Raw genomic sequence first — 19342 nt, 5'->3', positions numbered from 1 at the left:
TTGGATTACTCGCTGTTGTTGTTAGTGACCGGGAGGACGACGGCTTGAACGATATCGCCTTCGTCGATGCCCAGCGCCTCTCGCTCCGCATCGGGGATGCTGATCCGACCCCCGCTTTGCACGCGGGTCTTGAACGTCGCCATCTGACTCATGGCACCGAGCTGATTCATATCGAAACTCGGCATGCCACCGCTGGCGAACATCTGTTTCATCAGCTGCTGTTGCTGTTCCATCGCGTTCTCGCTCGCCTGTTGCATCCCCTTGAACATCGGAGGCCACATCAGGCCATCATCCTCGTCGGCCATCGGTCAACTACATGTACTCTCCTCAACAATATAAACCTTCCGCTGAAAACCATTGGGCACCATTGAGTGGTAGAGAATGGTATTACCGGTTGAGGAGCGTCGAGGGACGTGCTACGCTCTGTAGCACCGATAACGGCAACCCCAAATACGCGTCTGACGCCCGTTAGACGGCATTTACCGACAGCTGAGGCGAAACCAACACCAAGGTTTAATACTCCGACCAATAAATTAGCAGAACAGATGAGTTCTGAATCGCCACGAAACCCGCTGTTAGACACATGGACTGAAACATCGTCACATATGTTCAACAGCGTCGTTGCAGCTAACCGGGCAGCGTTCGCTGCGTTCGGCGTCCAGCAGGAGGACGAGAACGGCGTCACGCCCGCAGACCGTATCGAGCCGGACGAAGATCTCCCAGAATGGCACGTCTCGATCTCCGAAGACCACCCGGGCCGCCTCGGCGTCGGCGACCACGTCGATTTCACGAAGACGATCTCGGAGAACGACGTGCAACAGTTCGCCGCCGCGAGCGGCGACACGAACCCGCTTCACCTGGACGACGAGTTCGCAGAGCAGACGCGCTTCCGCGGCCGCATCGCCCACGGGACGCTCGTCGGCAGCCTCATCAGCGCGGCCTTAGCACGCCTCCCGGGGCTGACGATCTATCTCTCGCAGGACCTGGAGTTCCACAACCCGGTCCGTATCGGCGACCGACTCACTGCCGAGTGTGAAATCGTCGAGGACCTCGGCGACGAACAGTACCGGCTGACAACGCGCGTCCTCGCAGACGACGAAGTCGTCATCGACGGCGAAGCGGTCGTCCTCATCGACGACCTGCCGGAATAACTCAGCAGAACGCTCGAACGGCCCGGTTGAAACGGTCGGGGTGTTCCCGCGGCGGACAGTGCCCGCAGTTCTCGAAGATTTTCAGCGTACTATCAGTGACCGTTCCAGCCGCCTGCTCGGACCACCGACGGGGGAGCAGTGGGTCGACGGCCCCGTGAATCAACATCGTCGGCACGTCTATCTCGTCCAGCCGGTCGGAGTAGTCGGTCCGGAAACCGCACCACTGGAACTCGCTGCGCTGCCAGCGCCGCATCGCCCGGACGGTCTGGCGGTCGACGGCGCTGTCGACGTCGTCGACCAGTTGCTGGGGTGGCTCCCCGGGACCCATGCTTCGGAGACTGTTTCTGATCGCCGACTGGGACGATCCCACGCCCTGCCAGAGCATATTTCCGAGTATCGGCGTCTGCAAGACGCTGCTGGCCGCTGTGCGCCAGTAGGCGTCGGCTCCCAGCCCGTAGCTATCGACCAGTACCAGCCGCTCGACCGGGCCACCATCGAGCGCGTGGCCGAGCGCGATTGCACCGCCCATCGAGAGGCCCGCCAGCGCGGGTTCCTCGATACCGAGCGCGTCGATGAACTCGGCCACGGTCTCAAGGTAATAGTCGGTCGTGTACGCGCGGTCTGGCTTGTCGCTGTCGCCGTGGCCCGGCAAATCGAGCGCGTACACCGTTCGCTCCGGCGCGAGTGCGGGGAGTGCGTGACGCCACGAAACTGTCGCGGCGTCCAGCCCGATGCCGTGGAGAAACACCAAAGGCGGCCCCTCGCCGCCGGTCCGGTAGTGAATATCGACGTCCTCGCCGTCGACGGACAGTTCGACGCGCTCGGACGAAATCCCTGTCGTCATCGGCGTTCGTTCGGGACCGAGGGCGTATGAGCCTTTGTATCCGCCCAGTTATGACGGCGGGGGCGTCCGAAATCGGTCACTCTGATCGCTCGTACGCACCGTCTCGCTGGAGTCGGGCTTGCTCGCGGACGATAGCTGGTGTCCGACAGCGGCCCGGTTCGCCGGTGACCTGCGGGACGGTGCAGTTGTTACAGCTCTCACACAGCGCGTCTGAACCGTCGAGCAAGCGAGCGCCGAGGCGTGGCTCGGCATAGAAGGGGCGGGCCATCCCGACCGCGTCGGCTGCGGGGACGGCCCCAGTCGCACCGAGGTACCGGTCACAGTCGTCGCGCGTCCGGAGGCCGCCTTCCAGTAGGACCGGTACGTCCACGCGCTCGCGGACCGCCCGGCAGAAGTCGGCATTCCAGCCCGGATCGCGGCCGAACCGGCGTGCCTGCAGTCGATTGAGCAGCCGGACGGCACGCGCTCGCAGTCGGCCGCCGAAGACCGCCGCGTAGTCGTCCTGCAGGTCGCTCGCGTCCCAGGCCCGATCCGGGAACGCGCCGCGGACGATGCTCATGTCCCAGAACGGCGAGACCTCGACCGGAACGAGCCCGTCGTAGCCGATGGCCGCCGCCCGCTCGGCGATACCCACGCCATCCCTCCGAGTGAGATGCCGTCGAACGAAACTCGGCGCAACGGTCTCGGCTGGGACTTTCGTGACCAGTGGCACGTCTCCGGCGTGGTCGCGCACGGCGTCGTGGACGGCTTCGAGGAACCGAACGCCGTCCCTGAACTCGTCGTCCCGGCGGTTGTAGAACGGCGAGAGGAACTGCTGTATCAGGCTCATGTTCGCCGTCGAGAGGTGGATGCCGTCGTAGCCCGCGTCGACGGCGTAGCCGGCACACCGTCCGAACTGCTCGGCCAGGTCCCACACCTCGCTCGTCGAGAGCACGTCCGGCTGCAACGAAATCAGGCCCGCCCGGTCAAGCGCCCGGAGCTGCCACGGCGGGCGGCTGACAGCGAGCTGGCGCTGGTCCGGATGCTGTCGGCGATACTCGGCGTGCCACGTCGCCATGCTCCGGAGGCCACCGTGGGCCAGTTGCAGGAAGATACGGCCACCGTGGTCGTGGATAGTCCCGGTGAGCCGTTCGAGGCGCTCGACAAAGGCCGGGTCGTGGACCCGCGTCATGTTCGGCGCGGCACAGCCGCCGCGGTCGGTGACGATGCTCGCCCCCTGAAAGAGGAGGCCGACACCCGAGGCGGCCGTCGGTTCGAGTTCGTCGATGAGCGTGTCGACGGCCCCCTCGCCGTTGCCCGCACACTCCAGTACCGGTGCGCGGTACAGCCGGTTGGGGATCTCGACGCCGCCGATCTGCAGCGGCGTCTCCAGCGCGGTCACGACTGCTCGCGTTCGTCGAAGGTCGCCTCGGTACGGACGCCGTCCTGTGGTGTCACCTGCTGGATGGCCGCCCGGACTTCCGTCGGCGAATCGAACTCGCCGTCGGTACTGCCCGCAAGCGCGTCCGAGAGGTCCGCTGCGGGCGGGTCGGCGCTGCCGTATTCGTCTGCCAGTTCCGCCACGCGGACCGGGTACGCGGCCCCGCCGGTGGTGCGGTCGACCGTCGCCTCGACCCGGCGGGCGCGCTCGCTGGCCCGCTGCCGTGCCGTCCGCTGTGGGTCCATGTGTGAGAATAGCACAGTTATCGTCAAAATTCTATCGCTACTTCTCGACCGGCAACAGCGCAACGCGCTCCCGGACGGCGTCGGGAAGCCCGCCGGCCGTCGCGGCGAGTTCGGTGTCAGTCACGTCGAAGAACGACCGGACGCGGCCCTCATCGTACTCTCCCAGGGTAGACGCAGCCGTAAGCTGCTCGCGAACATCGCTCGCGGCTGCTTCGATACCGTTCTGGTTTCTTTTTCCTACGTGAGAATCTGTCCGTTTGTGGTCGATGATGACCGCGACGACGGGACAGGCCCCCTCGCTGACGCCCATCGTCAGCGCGCGGTTGATCTGGCGACGGCCGGCCGCATACAACAGAATCTCGACGCCGAAGTCCTCGGCGATGGTGTCACCCCGCCCATGTGCCCGAGTTGCGAGGTCGACGGCCAGTTCGAGGTGAGCGCGGTCCACGACGTAGCGGGCGTCGAACGCCTGCACCGTGACGCCGTGGCGGTCACCGATTGCACTGAGCGTCTCTACGAACGATCCCACGTCATCAATATCGGCAGTGCCCTCGACGACCTGCATCAGAAATCACCCAGGCTCGACTGATCTTCGTTGGCTGTCGTTTCAGCGTTCGTGTCGCTATCCGAACCGTCGTCGAGGTCGACCTCCACGTCGGGCGCGGGCTCGACGCCCTCCATCGACGGGTCCCGGTGGCCGGCGTTCTCCAGTACGTTCTCGGCCGTCTTCCGGCGGCCCCGGAGCGCTGCCAGCACGACGGCTTTGTCCGCGTCCCGGAGCTGTGCGCGGTCGGTGATGCCGGCCTGGAACAGCCGGCGGGCGCGCTTGCGGCCGACGCCGCGAACGCCGGCTAGGTCGACCAGTTCCTCGCGCACACCGTGTTCGACGCGGATGCGGGCCTCGCTGATAGCTCGGGCGGCGTCCAGATCGACCTCGCTGGCCAGCGATTCGGCGGCACCGAGCAGCCACTGGGCCGTCTCGACCTTCCCGCGGATGTCGCCCGGGCCGACGCCGTACCGTTCCGTGATGGTCGCCTCGTCGACCTCCGTGGCCCAGTCTTCGAGCAGGCGGGCGGTCTTCAGCGCCGAGAGCCAGTCTTCGAAACGGCCCTCCTCGAACTCCGAGGGCGTGGGGCCGAGCAACTCCTTCTCGCGCTCGAACAGCTCCATTTCGTACTCCTCGCGGTCGCCCGAACGAAGGTACAGCTGGTACATGTCCGGCGTCCGCGAGACGAGATGGTACAGGCCCAGCGCGGAGATGTCGTCCGGGTCCCGGTCGGCGTTATTGCTTTCGTCGCCGTCCCCGGCCAGTTCGCTGGCGGTCGTGAAACCGCTGTCAGCCGGCGGTTCAGCGGGTGCGTCAGCCGGCGACCCGCTGGCCGAGGTGCTATCGCTGACGCCCCGCTCCCAGTCCCGGAGGCCGTCGACGATTTCGGCGGCGCTCATCGGGTCGAGATAGAGCCGCGAGACAGTGTGGCCCAGCGACGTGGCATCCAGCTCCCCGCTTTCGATTTCCAGAAAGTCATTGCGCTGGAGGTACGTGAGCACGTCATCGACGACCCGTTCGAGCTGGCCGCTGTCGTCGGTCTGGCTCGCGTACAGCGTCTGTTCGAGGAACTCGAGCAGCCCCTCGCGCGAGCGGGCGAAGCCGGAGGCGACAGTGGCGAGGATGTGGGTCCGCAGGGCCGGTTCGGCCGCGAGCTTCGACCGGACCGGCTCCGGGTCGGCCCAGACGTACCGTTCGAACAACTCGTCCACTTCGTCGTGACTTGAGGCGATGAGAACCGCCTCGCCGTATGGGTCGAGTCCCGGGCGGCCGGCCCGCCCCATCATCTGGTGCACTTCGAGCACCGACAGCGGGGCCATCCCGCCGGCCGAGCCGTCGTAGCGCCGCCAGTCGCGGACCACGACGCGCCGAGAGGGCGTGTTGACGCCGGCCGCGAGCGTCGGCGTCGCACAGACGACCTTCACCAGCCGGTCCCGGAAGGCGTCCTCGACGAGTTCGCGGTGGCCGCGCGAGAGGCCGGCGTGGTGGAACGCCGCCCCGTCCGCGACGGCGTCCGCGAGGTCGTCGCTCGTCTCCGTGTCGCTCACGTCACGGATTTCCTCGGCGATGTCGGCCAGTTGGGCCCGCTCCTCGTCGGTGAGGTGGGGGCGGACGGTGTTCGCCAGCCGGCCCGCGGCCGCCTCAGCGTTGCGCCGGGAGTTGACGAACACCAGCGTCGACCCGTCGTCTTCCAGCGTATTGCGGACGATAGCCGCCGTCTGCTTCTCGTTGTTCTGCACCGAGAGCCGCTGCTGGCTCCCGTCTTCGAGATGCAGCGCCTGCCCGTAGTGGACCCCCTTCTGGAGGTCGATGGGCCGCCAGTCCGAGTCGACGAGCCCCGCGTCGAGCCACGTCGCCAGCGCCTCGGCGTTGCCGATGGTCGCCGACAGCGCGACGGTCTGGAGGTCGGGGTTGAGCCGGCGGAGCTTCGCCAGCGTTACCTCCAGGGTAGGCCCCCGCTCACCGTCGTCGACCAGGTGGACCTCGTCGGTGACAACGCAGGTGAGGTCCTCGATCCACGGGGCGTCGTTGCGGACCAGCGAGTCCACCTTCTCGCTGGTGGCGACGACGATGTCCTTGTCCGCGAGCCACCCGCCCTCGGATTCGTAGTTCCCCGTCGAGACGCCGATGTCGAGGCCGTACTGTTCGAACTCCTCGAAGTCGGCCTGCTTCTCGCTGGCCAGCGCCCGCAGCGGGACGATGTACAGCGCCTTGCCGCCGCGGGCGACCGAGGAGAGCATCGCTAGCTCGGCGATGAGCGTCTTCCCGCTCGCCGTCGGAATCGACGCGACCAGGTTCTCCCCCTCCGTAACGCCGGCCTCGACGGCCTCGGCCTGGGGCGGATACAGCTCCTCGATGCCGTCGTCGCGCAGGTGGTCCGGGAGCCACTCGGGCACGCCCGGCAGGTCCGCAACGTCCATTACACCCCGTTTGGGCCCTGCCGTGATTTAAACTGTCGCACTGCAACCGCATCGACTCGCCGGCGTGTCGACCGCCGAGGGGAACGCCTTTGCCCGCGAGCGGCTAACACGAGGTATGCGAGTCGAGTACGACTACGACACCTGTATCGGGATGTTCCAGTGTGTCGCGGAGTGGGACGCCTTCGAGCGCGACGAGGACGCCGGCAAAGCGGTGCTGGCAGACAGTGAGGAACACGGAGAGGACGTGTTTGTCCGGGAGGTCCCCGACGACGCCGAACTGGACGCGAAGTTCGCGGCCCGGTCCTGTCCGGTCGACGCAATCACGATCTACGACGACGACGGCGAACAGCTCATTCCCTGATTATTCCCTCGACAGTCGCTTCGAGCACGACGCTTCCAGCGATATCTTCATCGACCGAGTCCACGACAGCTGGGTCGGCCTGACTGGGTTCGTCGCCGCGGCTGACGCGCCAGACAGTCACGTCACCGACGAGGTTCACACCGCCGTCCGCCCGCGGGTCGACGCTCGCCACGGTAAGTTCACAAACCAGCCGCTCGCCGGTGTACACCGGGCGCTGGAACCGCAGGTCCATCCGCGAGGCGAGCACTTCCAGATCGCCGCCGATGCTGGTCAGCAGTGACGCGGTGAGCAGCCCCTGGACCATCCGCCGCCCGTCCCCATCAGGCTCAGTATGGCGGGCCTGGTCGTCTCCGGAGAGGGCGGCGAACTGGTCGACGTCTTCGGGCCGGAACGTCCGCGTCTCAGTGAACGTCTCGCCGGCTTCGACGGGAGGCATGTGCTGGCCTGTCGGCGCTACGGGAGAAAAATCTACGGCCTCGTCCCGAAACCCACAGGGGGCTGGGCTCCTCAGATCAGAGCGATGTCGACTGGTGGTCCCCTCCGCCGCCTTCTGACTGCGTTCCCCGCGTTGCTGGCCAGTGCAGGGCTCGTCGACCGGGAGAAGGCGACCGCCGCGACGGACCTCGCCGCGCCGGTGATGGTCACGGGCGGCCTCCGGATCCTGCTGCGCCTCGCCGACTTCCTGATGGTCGGGCTGGCGCTCGGTGACGCGGCTATCGCCGGTCTCGAACTCGGCTTCCAGTACTACTTCGTCGGGTTCGGGCTCTCGCTTGCGGTCTCTTCCGGGACGATCAGCGTCGTCTCGCGGCTACAGGGAGCCGATCAACCCGAGCGGGCGAACCTCGCGGTAAAACAGTCGCTGTGGATCGCACTGCTCGTCTCCCTGCCGCTGTCGGCGCTCTGCTGGCGCTATCCGGAGCTTCTGGTGGGGGTTCTCACCGACGACGCGGCGACTATCCGGTTCGGTGCAACGTATCTCGCCATCGTAATGCTGTCGCTGGCCCCGCGGTTCTGGAGCATGGTCGCCGCCCGGGCACTGGCCGGCAGCGCCGACACGCGAACGCCGATGTACGTCCGCCTGCTCACGCTCCCGACGAACGTCCTGCTCAACGCCGTCCTCATCTTCGGGGTCGGCCCGTTCCCTGAACTCGGCATCGCCGGTGCGGCGTGGGGGACAGCCATCGCGAACACGCTCGCGGCGGTGATATTTCTCGGACTGTTGCTGTCCGGGCGCTACGTCGTCACGCTCCGGCCCGGCGGGACGCAGTTCAGTGCCGACCTCATGCGCGAAATCGTCCGCGTCGCGCTCCCGCTGTCCGGGATGCGCTTGCTCCAGACGTTCGCCCGCTTCCCGTTCCTGTTCATCCTGGGCGTGCTGGGGACGCCGACGCTCGCGGCCTACGCCATCGGCCGCCGGGTCATGCTGCTGGCGCTGATGCCGGCGTGGGGGTACGCCACCGCCGCGTCGACGCTGGTCGGGCAGTCGCTGGGGGCCGGTGACGAGGGGGAGGCGACCGCCTACGGCTGGCAGACGCTCCGCGTAGCGCTCGCCGTCCAGCTCGTCGTGGCGCTCCTGCTCGTGGTGTTTGCCCGCCCCATCGTCGCCCTGTTCGGGACCGCCTACCCCGAACTGGCGGCCGCGTTCGTCCGCGTCTTCGGCCTGCTCGTTGCCGGGTTCTCCATCTCCCGGACGATGCGGGGCAGCCTGCGTGGCGCCGGCGACACCCGCTGGCCGCTGTACGGGACGTTTCTGGGCGGCTACTGCTACCGGCTCCCGGTGGCTGCCCTCGCGCTCCCGTCGTCGTTCGTCGTGACAATTCCCGTTCTCGACATCGCCGTCTCGCCGGGGCTTGGGCTCGGCCTGCCGGCCATCTTCGCTGCGCTCGTCGGCGATTTCTACCTGAAAGCCGCAGTCAACGCGGGCCGGTTCTGGTCCGGCGGGTGGCGCGACGTAGCCAGACGGTCCGGTGTCGGTACGGCCGACGACTGACGGCGAACGCTATCGTCCACACCGGCCCGCTGTCGACCGCGTCACTCGACCTGTGCGACGGCTTCGACCTCGACGACGGCCTCGGGTGTTGCCAGACCGCTCACCTCGACCATCGTCGCCACGGGGCGCACGTCGCCGAAGAACTCGCTGTGGGCCTCGCCGACCCGCTCCTGGTCGTCGATATCGGTGACGTACATCCGGGTCTGGACCACGTCCTCGATAGCGGTGTCGAGATCCGCGAGCGCGTCCTCGACGATACCGAAGGCGTGTTTCGCCTGTTCGTACGGGTCTCCCGGCGCGACGACCTCGCCGTCGTCGTCCGTGGCGATGGTACCGGCAACGCGGACGGTATCACCCGCACGTATCGCCCGCGAGTAGCCGACTTGCTCTTCCCAGTCTGTGCCCGTGGAAGATCGTTCGCGACCCATACCCAATAGACGCTGTGGGCCCCCAAAATCGTTTCTCAAGTTTTAATGTCCGGCCCGAGATACTCATTGGCATGAGCAAGGCCACGAAAATCGTCCTCGGAACAATCGGCGTGTCAGCACTGCTATCCATCGGCATCGTCATCAACCTCGTCCTGTTCTCGGCGTAGATGTTCACCGAGCGTTCACTGACCGGCGATCTGCCGGCAGTACGTGAGGCCTACGCCCCGGAGACGCTCGTACTGAACTGCGACCGTGACTTCGAGACGCTGGACCCCGCAGTCGCCGAGGAACTCCTGCTGGTGACCGACAGTTTAGATCAGATTTCCTACGACGGCGCGTGGCTGCCGACCACAGCGCCAGAGGTGCTACAGGAGTACATCGGCAGCAGCCTCACTATCGGGATGCCGGGCGACGGCGGCGTCGCCTGGACACACCAGACGGTTCCCCCCTGCGTGTTCGTCAAGCCCCGGCTGGAGACGTCGCCCGATGACTTCGTCTCGTTTCTCGTCGCCGAGGCGCTCGTCGAGGTCAGTCTCGACGAACCTGAGCATTTCCTTGGCTTCTTCAGCGAGCGCTACCCGGAGTTCGTGGCCGCCACCGAGGACCACCTCGATGCGAACGCCCGGTACCAGCTCGCAGCGGCGGTGTACACAGCGTATCTGGGCCTCCAGACCCGCGCGGAGTTCACCGACTGGGCCGACAGCTACCCAGAGCTACACGCGGCGTGGGACGACGCCGGCGAGCGTCTGCAGCCCCGCCTCGAAGACCTCCCCAGCGAAATCGCCCAGGGCCAGACAGAGTTCGCCGCGGCGGCCGAACTCGCCTGTAGCGGCGTCAAGCACGGACTCGACCTGCCCGCGCCGTTTGCCGCGCTCGACACCGACGCCTATCTGGAGTACGGTGCTGACTACGCTGTCCAGTGGGCCGAGACGACCTTCGAGAAGATGGAGTAACGGAGTGCCGTGTCGGTGCTCCAGTAAATACGATTTACTACGTTGTACTACAGCCGCTCCAGCACCGCGTCGGCGTCGTAGTTGAGCGTCAGCTCCCGCGAGCGGCCCCGACCCTCGACGTTGGTGTAGTCGGCGTCGATGATGTCGAGCTGGGCGAGCTTGTTGATGATCTCGGAGTACCGGGTGTAACCCAGGTCCGTCTGCTCGGAGAAGGCGTCGTAGATGTCGCCGGCCTGCTGGCCGTCGTGGGCGGCGATGACTTCCACGAGCGCGGTTTCCGAGTCCGACAGCTCCCGCAACCGGCGGGAGAGGTGGACGTATTTGGACTTGTCGTAGGCCTCCTCGACGTCCTCGGTTTCGACCGAGCGGGAGGCACGCATCTCGGCGTTCATGCCGGCCCGGCGCAGGAGGTCGATGCCAACCCGGAGGTCGCCGCCCTGCTCCTCGGTCAGTTCGGCGACGCGGTCCAGCACCGTGGGGCCGACGACACCTTCGTTGAACCCCCGGTCGGCGCGCTCGCCCAGGATATCCGCGATTTCGGCCTGTCCGTAGGGATTGAAATACACCTCCTCCGGACGGAACACGGACTGGACACGCGTATCGAGTGCGTCGATGACGTCCAGTTCGAGGTCAGAGGAGACACAGATGACGCCGATTTTCGCGCCGGAGTGGGCTTCGTGGGCGCGCAACAGCGAGTACAGCGTGTCGCTGGCCTCGCTCTCGTAGAACAGGTAGTTCACGTCGTCGAGGGCGACGACGAGTACCTCGTCTTCCTCGACCAGCTTGTCGGTAATCTGGGAGAACAGTTTCTTGAAGGAGATGCCCGAGGACGGCGGCTCGTAGTCGAATATCTCGGCGAACAGCCGCGAGAAGACGGCATAGCGCGTCGAGTCCATCTGGCAGTTCACCCGGACGGTTTTCACGTCCGTCTGGGCGGTGAGTTCGTCGAACAGTATCTGGACGGCTGTCGTCTTCCCCGTGCCCGGCGGCCCGCGGGCGATGACGTTGAGCGGGCGCGACCCGCGGACGGCCGGCCGGAGCGCGTACTTCAACGTCTCCATCTGTGTGTCCCGGTGTTTGAACGTCTCCGGGAGCCAGTCGATTTCGAAGACGTGTTCGTCCCGAAAGACGGACTCGTCCCAGCCGAGCATCCGGTCCTCGGGGTCGTCGCTCATCACTTTCACCGAGCTTCGCGGCCCACTTAACCATTTGCCACAGGTTCACGATCAGTGACAGGTACACGAGGGACCGCGGTTTCGCTGGCCGTCCCTACTCGAACTTCCCGAGCAGGTCGCTGTAGAACCCATCGGCATCGTCGGCACCGTCGTCGGCGAGCTTCTCGACGATGAGCTCCGGCGTCGAACGGGCGAGCTTTCCCTTCACCGGCGAGCGCTCGACGCGCAGTTCGCCGTCTTCCAGCCCCTTGGCTTCGATGCCGTCGATGCTGATGTCGGTCTCGGCGGCCTCGCGGATATCGCGTGCGAGGTGGGAGACGAAAATCGCCGTGGCCTGCCGCTCGCCCAGCGCTTCGAGGATACCGGCCATGATCTTCGCGCTGGCACCGGGCTCGGTGATCGATTCGAGTTCGTCGACCAACACCATCACCGGGCGGTCGTCGGTCCCGGCCGCCGGGTCGTCGCTGTCCGTTGTCGCATCGCCGTCAGCTTCCGCTCCGTTCCCGTCCGCTTCCGTCGACCGGTGGTCCACGTCCGCGACGAGGTCGCCGAACTCCCGAAGCGTGGCCTCGAACGCGCCGGCGTCGAGCGTGCCCTGAGTCTTGGCGTGGTAGTGGAGTTCTGACACCCGGCCGACGCGGGCCGACTCCGCCGGGACGGGCAGGCCCATGTGCGCCAGCGTCGTCACCAGCGCTACGAGGTCCAGCGTCGAGGTCTTGCCACCGCTGTTGACCCCCGAGAGGACGGTGACGCCCTCGACGGCGTAGTCGACGGGCTCGACGGCGTCGAAGGGCACGTCGAGCAGTGGTGATCGTCCGCCCTCGATGGCGACGCCTTCGGACTCGGTCAGTTCCGGCATCGTGCAGTCGAAGTCCGCGGCGAAGCGGGCTATCGCCAGCTCCACGTCGAGTTCCAGCGCCGCGTCGACCAGCGCGGCAGCATCGTCGCGCATCTCGGCGAGGTCGTCGGCCAGCTCTCGCTTGCGGCGGGTCGCGCGCTGGTCGCGTGCGGCAGTCAGTTCCTCGCGGAGGCGGGCGACGACATCCTCGCTGTGTTCGACCGGGTAGGCCGGCTCGTCGGGGAACGCCCGGCGCGCCGTCGCCTCCATGTCTCGGAGCGCCAGCGCGTCGACGAGGTGGTCGCGGGCTTTCTCGACGGCGGCGGCGTACTCGTCGGCCAGTTCCCGCTGGAGCAGCGAGTCGACGCCCGCGCCGCGCTCGACCAGCGACAGCAGGTCCGTCCCCTCGATGGTCACGTCCTGCTCCTCGATGGCCTCCCGGAGATGGTCGTTGGCGACGCTCTCGGCGGTCGAGACCGCCGCGTCGAGGTCGTCGACGGCGGTGGCGAGCCGGTCGAGTTCCTCGTCGCCGCTGACGCTCCCGTCCTCGTCGAGCTGGTCGAGCGCCGACAGGAGCGTCTCCAGGTCACACGAGGCGTCGAGGTCGGCGACGCGGTGGACCTCGGCAGCGGCCCGTATCCGGTCGCGGTTGCTGGCAAAGAAGGTGAGGACTCGCTCGGGCACGACGGATTCGGGCTCTTCGAGCGCGTTCGGTTCCACCCGCACGTCGCCCTCGATGTCGACGCCGGCGAATGCTTCATCCAGCGCGACGACCGTCGAGTACGAGCGGGCGAGCTCGGCCAATTGGCGGGCGTCGTCGACGACCTCGACGCTGACCTCCGGAATCGCGGCCTGCGCGTCGGCGTACCGTTCGGCGTCGCGGGTCGCCAGACAGCGGTCCCGGACCCGCACGTCGCCGGGTTCAGAAAGCGGTTCGACGGCCGACAGGGCGTCGAGAACTGCCGGGTCGGGCTCGCGAGCCATCGCCGACTCGGCGAACGCCCGGACTTCCTCGATGCGACTGCGGACGCCGCTGGGGTAAACTGTCTCCAGTCGCTTCGCGGCGTAGTCGGTCACCGTCCGGTCGGTCAGCAGCGCCAGTGCGTCCTCGTGGATCTCTCTGGCGCGTTTCGTCGCGGTGAACCCGCCGGGGTCGTCGTGTTCGGCCCGGATCGCGCCGCGAGCGATGCGGGCGGCCCGGCCCTCGCTGATGCCCGGTGCGCGTGCGAGCGACGCCACGTCGCCGTCCCGGAGCGCCGCCTCCGGGTCGTCTAGTTCCCGGAGCGCCGCGGCTGTCTTCGCCCCGACGCCCGGAACCGATTCGAGCTCCATCTGCCCGCCCATTCGACGCCAGCGAGAAAAAACCCGTCGCCAGCGGCTCCGGCGACGGAGTGGGCGTCCGACACCGCTTCGACCACGTCAGCTGAACACCGAACGCGAAGGCGTTTTTGCGCTCCACCGAGAAGGGAATCCCATGTCTGCTGTTTCGGAGAAGCTAGCGGCCGCCCGCGAAGACCTCGAATCGCGAGACGGCGTGCTGATCGCCTTCTCCGGTGGTGTCGATTCGAGTGTCGTCGCCGCACTGGCTCACGACGCCCTCGGCGACGACGCCATCGCCTGTACCGCCAAATCTGAGACGCTCCCCGCCGCCGAGCTGACGGACGCCACCCGCGTCGCAGAGGAAATCGGCATCCGTCACGAGATTGTGGAGTTCTCCGAACTCGACAGCGACGAGTTCATCCAGAACGACGACATGCGGTGTTACCACTGCCGGTCGATGCGGCTGGGCGCGATGTACGACCGCGCCCGCGAGCTCGGCATCGACGTGGTGTGTGACGGGACGAACGCCTCCGACGTGGGCGAGGGCCACCGCCCCGGCCTGCGCGCCGTCGAGGAACTCGACGCCTACTCCCCGCTGCTGGAACATGACATCGAGAAGTCCGAAGTCCGCGAAATCGCCCGCGAATACGACCTCTCCGTAGCCGACAAGCCCTCCATGGCCTGTCTCTCCTCGCGGATTCCGACCGGCCTCGAAGTCACCGAAGAGCGCCTCTCCCGTGTCGAGAAAGCCGAGCGCCTCCTGCGAACGTGGGGCTTCGAACAGTTCCGCGTGCGCGATCACGACGGCCTCGCCCGCATCGAGGTCGGCGAGGAAGAGCTCGAAACCGCGCTCGACCCCGACTTCGTCCGCACCGCCCGCGACCACATCGAGGACTGCGGCTTCGACCACGTAACGCTGGACCTCCACGGATACGAAACCGGCAGTGTGAGCCCCGAAACGGAGGAGCCAGCCGAAGCGGAGACTGAGGACGTGGTCAGCAACGTGTTCGACGCCGACTACCCGTCCGTCGACTGAGGAGCCCACGCTCATCGAACATAGTTCTCAGCGGCGACGACCGCTCAGTCAAGCAACGTCCGCCAGCCAGTCAGTTCTTCGCCGACCAGTTCAGGGCCGTCCCCATCGAGCCGAATCTCGTTGACGGCGCAGTTCGGCTGCGAGTCCTTGGCCAGCGCCGCGTCCGGATCTTTGTCCGTGAGTTTCGCCAGCAGGACTTTGATGACGCCGCCGTGGGTGACCACCAGCGTCGTCTCGCCGGTGTCGGTGGTCGTAATCGCTCGGTCCCACGCCGACTCGACCCGCCCGCGGAAGGTCGGAATGCCCTCGCCGCCCTCCGGGGCCGCATCGAGCGAGATGACGCTCGCGTCCCGGTCGTGGTCGGGGTACTCGCCGAGCAGTTCCTCGGCGTACAGGCCCTGCACGATTCCGAAGCCGCGCTCGCGCCAGTCGGTATCGAATTCGGGGTCGGGCAGGCTGCCGTAGCCGTTCCCGACCGCAGCGGCCGTCTCGCGGGTGCGCCGGAGGTCCGAGGCGAAAACGCGGTCCACGTCGTAGCGGTCGTCGAGCCACGCGCCGAGCGCCCTGGCCTGCGTCTGTCCCTGGTCGGTCAGTTTGCTCGGTGCCCATCCCTGGATGCGCCCGTCACGGTTCCACGTCGTCTGGCCGTGCCGGGCCACGAGCAGCGTCTCCATATTATGCCTCCCCGCTTCGCCAGCGCGCGACGGCGATGGTCCCCTCGTAGAGGAGGATGAGGCCGGCGGCGACGGCGATAGCGGCGTTTCGCGGGAGGCTGAACTGGTTCACGAGGCGGAACAGCGTCGGGTCGGGGCTGCCGAGGTAGCCGACGACGATGGCGACGGCCCACACCGGCAGGCGGGCGGCCCGGAACCCGCGCCAGAGCCTGACCGAGCCGTAGTAGTTCTTGTTCACGTACGCCAGCGCCTCGAACAGGACGATCATCCCACCGCCGACGAGCATCGGTGTGGCGTTGCCGAGGCCAACGGCTGCGAGCGTCTCAGTAACCGTGGCCGGTAATTGCTCGTAGTAGCCCGTCGGTACCGGCGCGGGGCTGAGCACGTAGCCGGCGATACCGAAGACCAGCCACGCGGCGGGGCGGCGCGCGGCGAGGTCGTCCGCCGTCGGGACCGGCGACGTGCTGCCGGTCCAGCGGAGGAGCAGCAGGGTCCCCTCGAACAGCCCGATCATCGTCACGGCGACCATGAGCGGGGCCATCCCGGTCGGGTCCGGGCTGAACAGGAACGCCACGGCGGCGAAGCCACCCCAGAAGTACAGCCGCCGGTCCTGAAGCCACTGGCGCGTCGTCACGCCCATCATCACCGCGAGCATCACGAACAGCGGGATCTGGAAGATGAGCGCGAACAGCCCGAGCATCAGGATGATGAGGTTGAACGTCTCGCTCAGGCCGAAGGCCAGGTCGGCCGCGCGGTCGGAGTAGGTGATGAAGTAGTCGAACATCGCCCGCAGCACGGCGAAGTACGCGAAGCCGACGCCGACGGCTGCGAGGACCAGACTGGTCGGGACTGCCGCGAGGTAGTAGCGACGCTCGCGGGGGTACAGTCCCGGCCGCATGAACAGGTACGTCTGGTAGACGAACACCGGCAAGGCGGCGATAAAGCCGACTAGCGAGGACACTTTCAGCCGCGCGAGAATCAGCGCAAGCGGGTTGTACACGTTCGGACAGTCCGCCCCTTCGACGACACTGCCCTCGGCATTCGTCGCGACCTGACCGCATTGGCTTGCCGGGCCATCGAGGAAGGAGTACCACAGGAAATTGATGAGTTCGTCTGAGTACGGCAGGGCGATGACGGCGACGACGGCCATCACGCCGACGACGACGAACAGCCGCATCGCCATCTCCTCGACGTGGTCGGCGAGGGGCATCTCCTCGTCGTCGGGCGCGCCCTCGTCGACGATGTCCTCATCCGGGTCGTAGGTGGGTGCGTTCCCGCCGCCGTGGGTCGGTGCGGCACTGCCACCAGCCGGTGACGGCGTCGACTTGCCCCAGTCGGTCGGGACATCTGCCGGGACAGCGGCAGCAATGTCCGACGCGTTCCGGTCAAACAGCCCGGCGCTGGATTCGGATTCAGTCGGCGTGGCGTGAGAGCCAACGGTATCCTCATTGCCGCCGGCCGGTGCGGGACCGGGGCTCGTTACTTCGTCCGTCTCCCGATCGGCATCGGCCTCGGCCACGGGGTCGGTGGGGATCGACGACTCGTCGGATTCGTCGTCGGACGGTAGTGGCGGCTCTTCGGACCCGCGCCGCTCGTCGTCTGCGTCACCGTCCTCCATCTGTCCCGGGCTTAGACGGTGGGTGTTGTAAACTTTCTTTTCGAGCAGTGGCTGTCACCGGGATGAATAAATTGATAACGCCCACTGGGCTAGGCACAGAGAAGATGGCGAGTGCTATCGACGAGGACACCGTCCAGACGGTCCAGAGCGGGCGCGCCACGCTCGGCGCGATGCTCCGCTCGGCGCAGGTGCACCTCCAGAAGGTGTTCATCGTCTTCGTCATCGGGATGATCGGGACGATCATGGGACTGCAGTACGGTGTCTGGGACACGCTACGTGCCGATCTCCTGTACTCGCAGATGGACCTCACTACGCAGGAGGCCACGAGCATCGTGGCGGTCACGCCGTTCGACGTCATCCTCCTGCAGGTGAAAATCGGGGCCGTCATCGGGATTCTCATGTCGCTGCCGCTGTTGATCTACTTCGGCCGCGACGGGCTCCGCCAGCGCGGCTGGTGGCCGGCAGAACACATCCCGACCTGGAAGGGCGCGCTGTTCGTCACGATCAGCTTGGGTCTGTTTTTCGGCGGCGTCGCCTACGCCTACGAGCTGTTCTTCCCGCTGATGTTCAATTTCCTCGCCGGCGACGCCTTCAAAGCCGGCTTCACGCCGCAGTACTCCATCGTCAAGTGGTTCCAGTTCGTCTTCCTGCTGGCCGTCTCCTTCGGACTCGCCGCCCAGTTGCCCCTCGTGATGACGGTGCTCTCCTACACCGAAATCGTCCCCTACGAGACGTTCCGGGACAAGTGGCGCTACGCGGTGATGGGGATTTTCGCCTTCGGCGCGCTGTTCTCGCCGCCGGACCCCTTCACCCAGATTATGTGGGCCGCGCCGCTGTGTGGCCTCTACGGCATCAGCCTCGCGCTGGCGAAGCTCGCGATGCTGGTCCGTCGCTCCGGTGACCTGGTAAGTACGTGGAGCGTCGCCCGCGGGCACTGGAACACGATTCTCGGCGGTGCAGTGCTGGGCGGCGGCGTGGTGTACTACGTCCTGGCGACGCCGGCATTTCAGTACGTTCAGCGGTTCGCCGAGGTGTTCCCTTCCGACCGGCTCACCGGCGACATCCAGCCGCCAGCGCTGTTCGGGCTCCCCATCGAGAGCACGGCGCTGCTTCTCGCCGCCGTGTTCGGTGTCATCGGCGCTGTCGTCGTCCTCTACTACCACGTCCTGACCGCCCTCTCGGAGAAGGCCGGCCCCGGGCAGGTCGGCGACCCGACGGCCATCGACATCGACGAACTCAACGCCTCGGCCGTCGAGGTCGCCCCGCCGGAAGTGTTCGAGGAGATGACCGAAGACGAGGCGCTCGCTCACGCCGACCGCGCCCTCGCGGACGACAACAAGGAGAAAGCCCAGGCCGTCCTCGACCGGTGGGACATGGCCCACAAGGACGACTCGGTGGGTGAAGGTGGCGACGGCGCGGACGGGACCGCCGAAGCGGACGAGGAAGAGGCGGGCGTGTTCACCTCGACGACCGCCGGCATGGTCGACGCCTTCACCGAGGACGAGACCACCGAAGACGAGATCGGCGGCTACTACTACGACATCCAGTTCATCCTCAGCGCGCTGGCCTCCCGGGCGTTCGTGATTCTGGGCATTTTCGGGGCAGTGCTCGCCGCCGCGTTCCTGTTCCTCTACCAGGGCGGCATCGGGTCGATACAGCGGACGTTCGTCAGCCGACTCCCGCCGGAGATGGCCGCCGACGTGAGCATCGTCACGCTCCACCCCGTCGAGCACCTGGTGTTCATCGTCAAGTTCTCGACGATACTCGGGGCCGTCTCTGTCATCCCCGTGGTGCTGTACTTCGCGTGGCCGGCGATGCGCGAGCGCGGCCTCGTCATCGGCAACCGCAACATCCTGGGCATCTGGGGCGGGACGCTGTTCGCCGCGCTCATCGGCGGGAGCCTGCTCGGGTTCCTCTACGTGGCCCCGATGACCATCTCCTGGATCGCCTACGACCAGCTGAACTCGAACATGGTCATCGCCTACCGCGTGAGCAAGTTCGGTTGGCTCGTGTTCTTCCTCACCATCGGCATCGGCCTGCTGGCGGAGATCCCGGTGACGATGTTCCTGTTCCACAAGGGCGGCATCATCCCGTTCCACCTGATGTACGAGCGCTGGCGGGAGGTCGTCATCGCCATCGTCGCCCTCTCGGCGATTCTCTCGCCCAGCGGCATCTTCACGATGTTCATCGTCGGCATTCCGACCGCGCTGGCGTATATGCTCGGTCTCGGCATCCTCTGGGTGTACACGCTCGGCGGCCGGCGGACGACGAACCGCCGCAGCGAACCGGCTGACTGACCGCAGCCACGGACGCTTGGAATCG

At 66.8% G+C, this 19342-nt stretch carries 19 protein-coding genes; 7 read left to right on the top strand and 12 right to left on the bottom strand.

Features of this window, described 5'->3' with window-relative positions; translation table 11 throughout:
* Window positions 1-5: 5 nt before the first annotated feature.
* Window positions 6-305, bottom strand: coding sequence for an AbrB/MazE/SpoVT family DNA-binding domain-containing protein (locus VI340_RS15650; protein ID WP_004960320.1), 300 nt, complete (start codon window positions 303-305; stop codon window positions 6-8).
* 300 nt (window positions 306-605) lie between these two features.
* On the opposite strand from VI340_RS15650, the gene VI340_RS15645 reads away from it, so the two are divergent.
* Window positions 606-1151, top strand: a complete 546-nt coding sequence (locus VI340_RS15645; RefSeq protein WP_008306979.1) for a MaoC family dehydratase — start codon at window positions 606-608, stop codon at window positions 1149-1151.
* Between the two features lies 1 nt (window position 1152).
* Here VI340_RS15645 and VI340_RS15640 read toward each other — a convergent pair whose 3' ends face one another.
* From VI340_RS15640 to VI340_RS15620, 5 genes are all read right to left on the bottom strand, one after another.
* Window positions 1153-1995, bottom strand: coding sequence for an alpha/beta fold hydrolase (locus VI340_RS15640; protein ID WP_008306980.1), 843 nt, complete (start codon window positions 1993-1995; stop codon window positions 1153-1155).
* A 76-nt stretch (window positions 1996-2071) separates the two neighbouring features.
* Entirely contained in the window at window positions 2072-3376 is a 1305-nt protein-coding gene (locus tag VI340_RS15635; RefSeq protein WP_336329591.1) for an oxidoreductase, read from the bottom strand.
* Window positions 3373-3660 carry a hypothetical protein gene (locus VI340_RS15630; RefSeq protein WP_008306984.1) on the bottom strand — a complete coding sequence of 96 codons (288 nt, stop codon included), beginning with the start codon at window positions 3658-3660 and terminating at the stop codon, window positions 3373-3375. The genes VI340_RS15635 and VI340_RS15630 overlap by 4 nt, the downstream gene beginning before the upstream one ends.
* A 37-nt stretch (window positions 3661-3697) precedes the next feature.
* A complete protein-coding gene (cgi121, locus tag VI340_RS15625) occupies window positions 3698-4225 on the bottom strand; it encodes a KEOPS complex subunit Cgi121 (protein ID WP_336358696.1) in 528 nt (175 codons plus the stop codon).
* On the bottom strand, window positions 4225-6627 hold the full coding sequence (locus tag VI340_RS15620) for an ATP-dependent DNA helicase (RefSeq protein WP_008306991.1): 2403 nt from the start codon (window positions 6625-6627) through the stop codon (window positions 4225-4227). Before VI340_RS15620 ends, cgi121 begins: the two co-directional genes overlap by 1 nt.
* Window positions 6628-6742: 115 nt before the next feature.
* Between VI340_RS15620 and VI340_RS15615 the strand changes: the two genes are divergently transcribed.
* Complete coding sequence (locus tag VI340_RS15615; protein WP_008306993.1) at window positions 6743-6988, top strand: ferredoxin; 246 nt, start codon at window positions 6743-6745, stop codon at window positions 6986-6988.
* Here the strand turns inward: VI340_RS15615 and VI340_RS15610 are convergent.
* A complete protein-coding gene (locus VI340_RS15610) occupies window positions 6978-7424 on the bottom strand; it encodes an enoyl-CoA hydratase (RefSeq protein WP_336329589.1) in 447 nt (148 codons plus the stop codon). The genes VI340_RS15615 and VI340_RS15610 overlap by 11 nt on opposite strands.
* An 84-nt stretch (window positions 7425-7508) precedes the next feature.
* Between VI340_RS15610 and VI340_RS15605 the strand changes: the two genes are divergently transcribed.
* Window positions 7509-8978, top strand: a complete 1470-nt coding sequence (locus VI340_RS15605) for an MATE family efflux transporter (RefSeq protein WP_336358695.1) — start codon at window positions 7509-7511, stop codon at window positions 8976-8978.
* Between the two features lie 41 nt (window positions 8979-9019).
* Here VI340_RS15605 and VI340_RS15600 read toward each other — a convergent pair whose 3' ends face one another.
* Window positions 9020-9406 carry a RidA family protein gene (locus tag VI340_RS15600; RefSeq protein WP_336358694.1) on the bottom strand — a complete coding sequence of 129 codons (387 nt, stop codon included), beginning with the start codon at window positions 9404-9406 and terminating at the stop codon, window positions 9020-9022.
* A 71-nt stretch (window positions 9407-9477) separates the two neighbouring features.
* On the opposite strand from VI340_RS15600, the gene VI340_RS19875 reads away from it, so the two are divergent.
* Together VI340_RS19875 and VI340_RS15595 are read left to right on the top strand one after the other, a co-directional pair.
* Entirely contained in the window at window positions 9478-9573 is a 96-nt protein-coding gene (locus VI340_RS19875; protein ID WP_008306998.1) for a hypothetical protein, read from the top strand.
* Window positions 9574-10359, top strand: a complete 786-nt coding sequence (locus VI340_RS15595; RefSeq protein ID WP_336329587.1) for a DUF7089 family protein — start codon at window positions 9574-9576, stop codon at window positions 10357-10359.
* A gap of 47 nt (window positions 10360-10406) precedes the next feature.
* Here the strand turns inward: VI340_RS15595 and VI340_RS15590 are convergent, their stop codons facing one another.
* Both VI340_RS15590 and VI340_RS15585 read right to left on the bottom strand, forming a co-directional pair.
* Complete coding sequence (locus VI340_RS15590; protein ID WP_336358693.1) at window positions 10407-11534, bottom strand: ORC1-type DNA replication protein; 1128 nt, start codon at window positions 11532-11534, stop codon at window positions 10407-10409.
* A 94-nt stretch (window positions 11535-11628) separates the two neighbouring features.
* Window positions 11629-13704: a helix-hairpin-helix domain-containing protein gene (locus tag VI340_RS15585; RefSeq protein ID WP_336329586.1), complete on the bottom strand. Its 2076-nt coding sequence runs from the start codon at window positions 13702-13704 to the stop codon at window positions 11629-11631.
* A 142-nt stretch (window positions 13705-13846) separates the two neighbouring features.
* Here VI340_RS15585 and larE point away from each other — a divergent pair, with 142 nt between their 5' ends.
* Complete coding sequence (larE, locus tag VI340_RS15580) at window positions 13847-14728, top strand: ATP-dependent sacrificial sulfur transferase LarE (protein WP_008307006.1); 882 nt, start codon at window positions 13847-13849, stop codon at window positions 14726-14728.
* A 44-nt stretch (window positions 14729-14772) separates the two neighbouring features.
* Here the strand turns inward: larE and VI340_RS15575 are convergent, their stop codons facing one another.
* Together VI340_RS15575 and VI340_RS15570 are read right to left on the bottom strand one after the other, a co-directional pair.
* Window positions 14773-15402 carry a histidine phosphatase family protein gene (locus VI340_RS15575; protein ID WP_008307011.1) on the bottom strand — a complete coding sequence of 210 codons (630 nt, stop codon included), beginning with the start codon at window positions 15400-15402 and terminating at the stop codon, window positions 14773-14775.
* A gap of 1 nt (window position 15403) precedes the next feature.
* Complete coding sequence (locus VI340_RS15570) at window positions 15404-17020, bottom strand: twin-arginine translocase subunit TatC (protein WP_336358692.1); 1617 nt, start codon at window positions 17018-17020, stop codon at window positions 15404-15406.
* A gap of 104 nt (window positions 17021-17124) precedes the next feature.
* On the opposite strand from VI340_RS15570, the gene VI340_RS15565 reads away from it, so the two are divergent.
* Window positions 17125-19317 carry a twin-arginine translocase subunit TatC gene (locus tag VI340_RS15565; RefSeq protein ID WP_336358691.1) on the top strand — a complete coding sequence of 731 codons (2193 nt, stop codon included), beginning with the start codon at window positions 17125-17127 and terminating at the stop codon, window positions 19315-19317.
* Window positions 19318-19342 lie beyond the last annotated feature (25 nt).

Origin of the sequence: Haloarcula sp. CGMCC 1.6347, assembly GCF_037078395.1 — an archaeon.
Lineage (GTDB): Archaea > Halobacteriota > Halobacteria > Halobacteriales > Haloarculaceae > Haloarcula > Haloarcula amylolytica.
The sequence above is the reverse complement of the archived record's forward strand: the minus strand, read 5'-3'. Positions and strand labels throughout refer to the sequence as shown.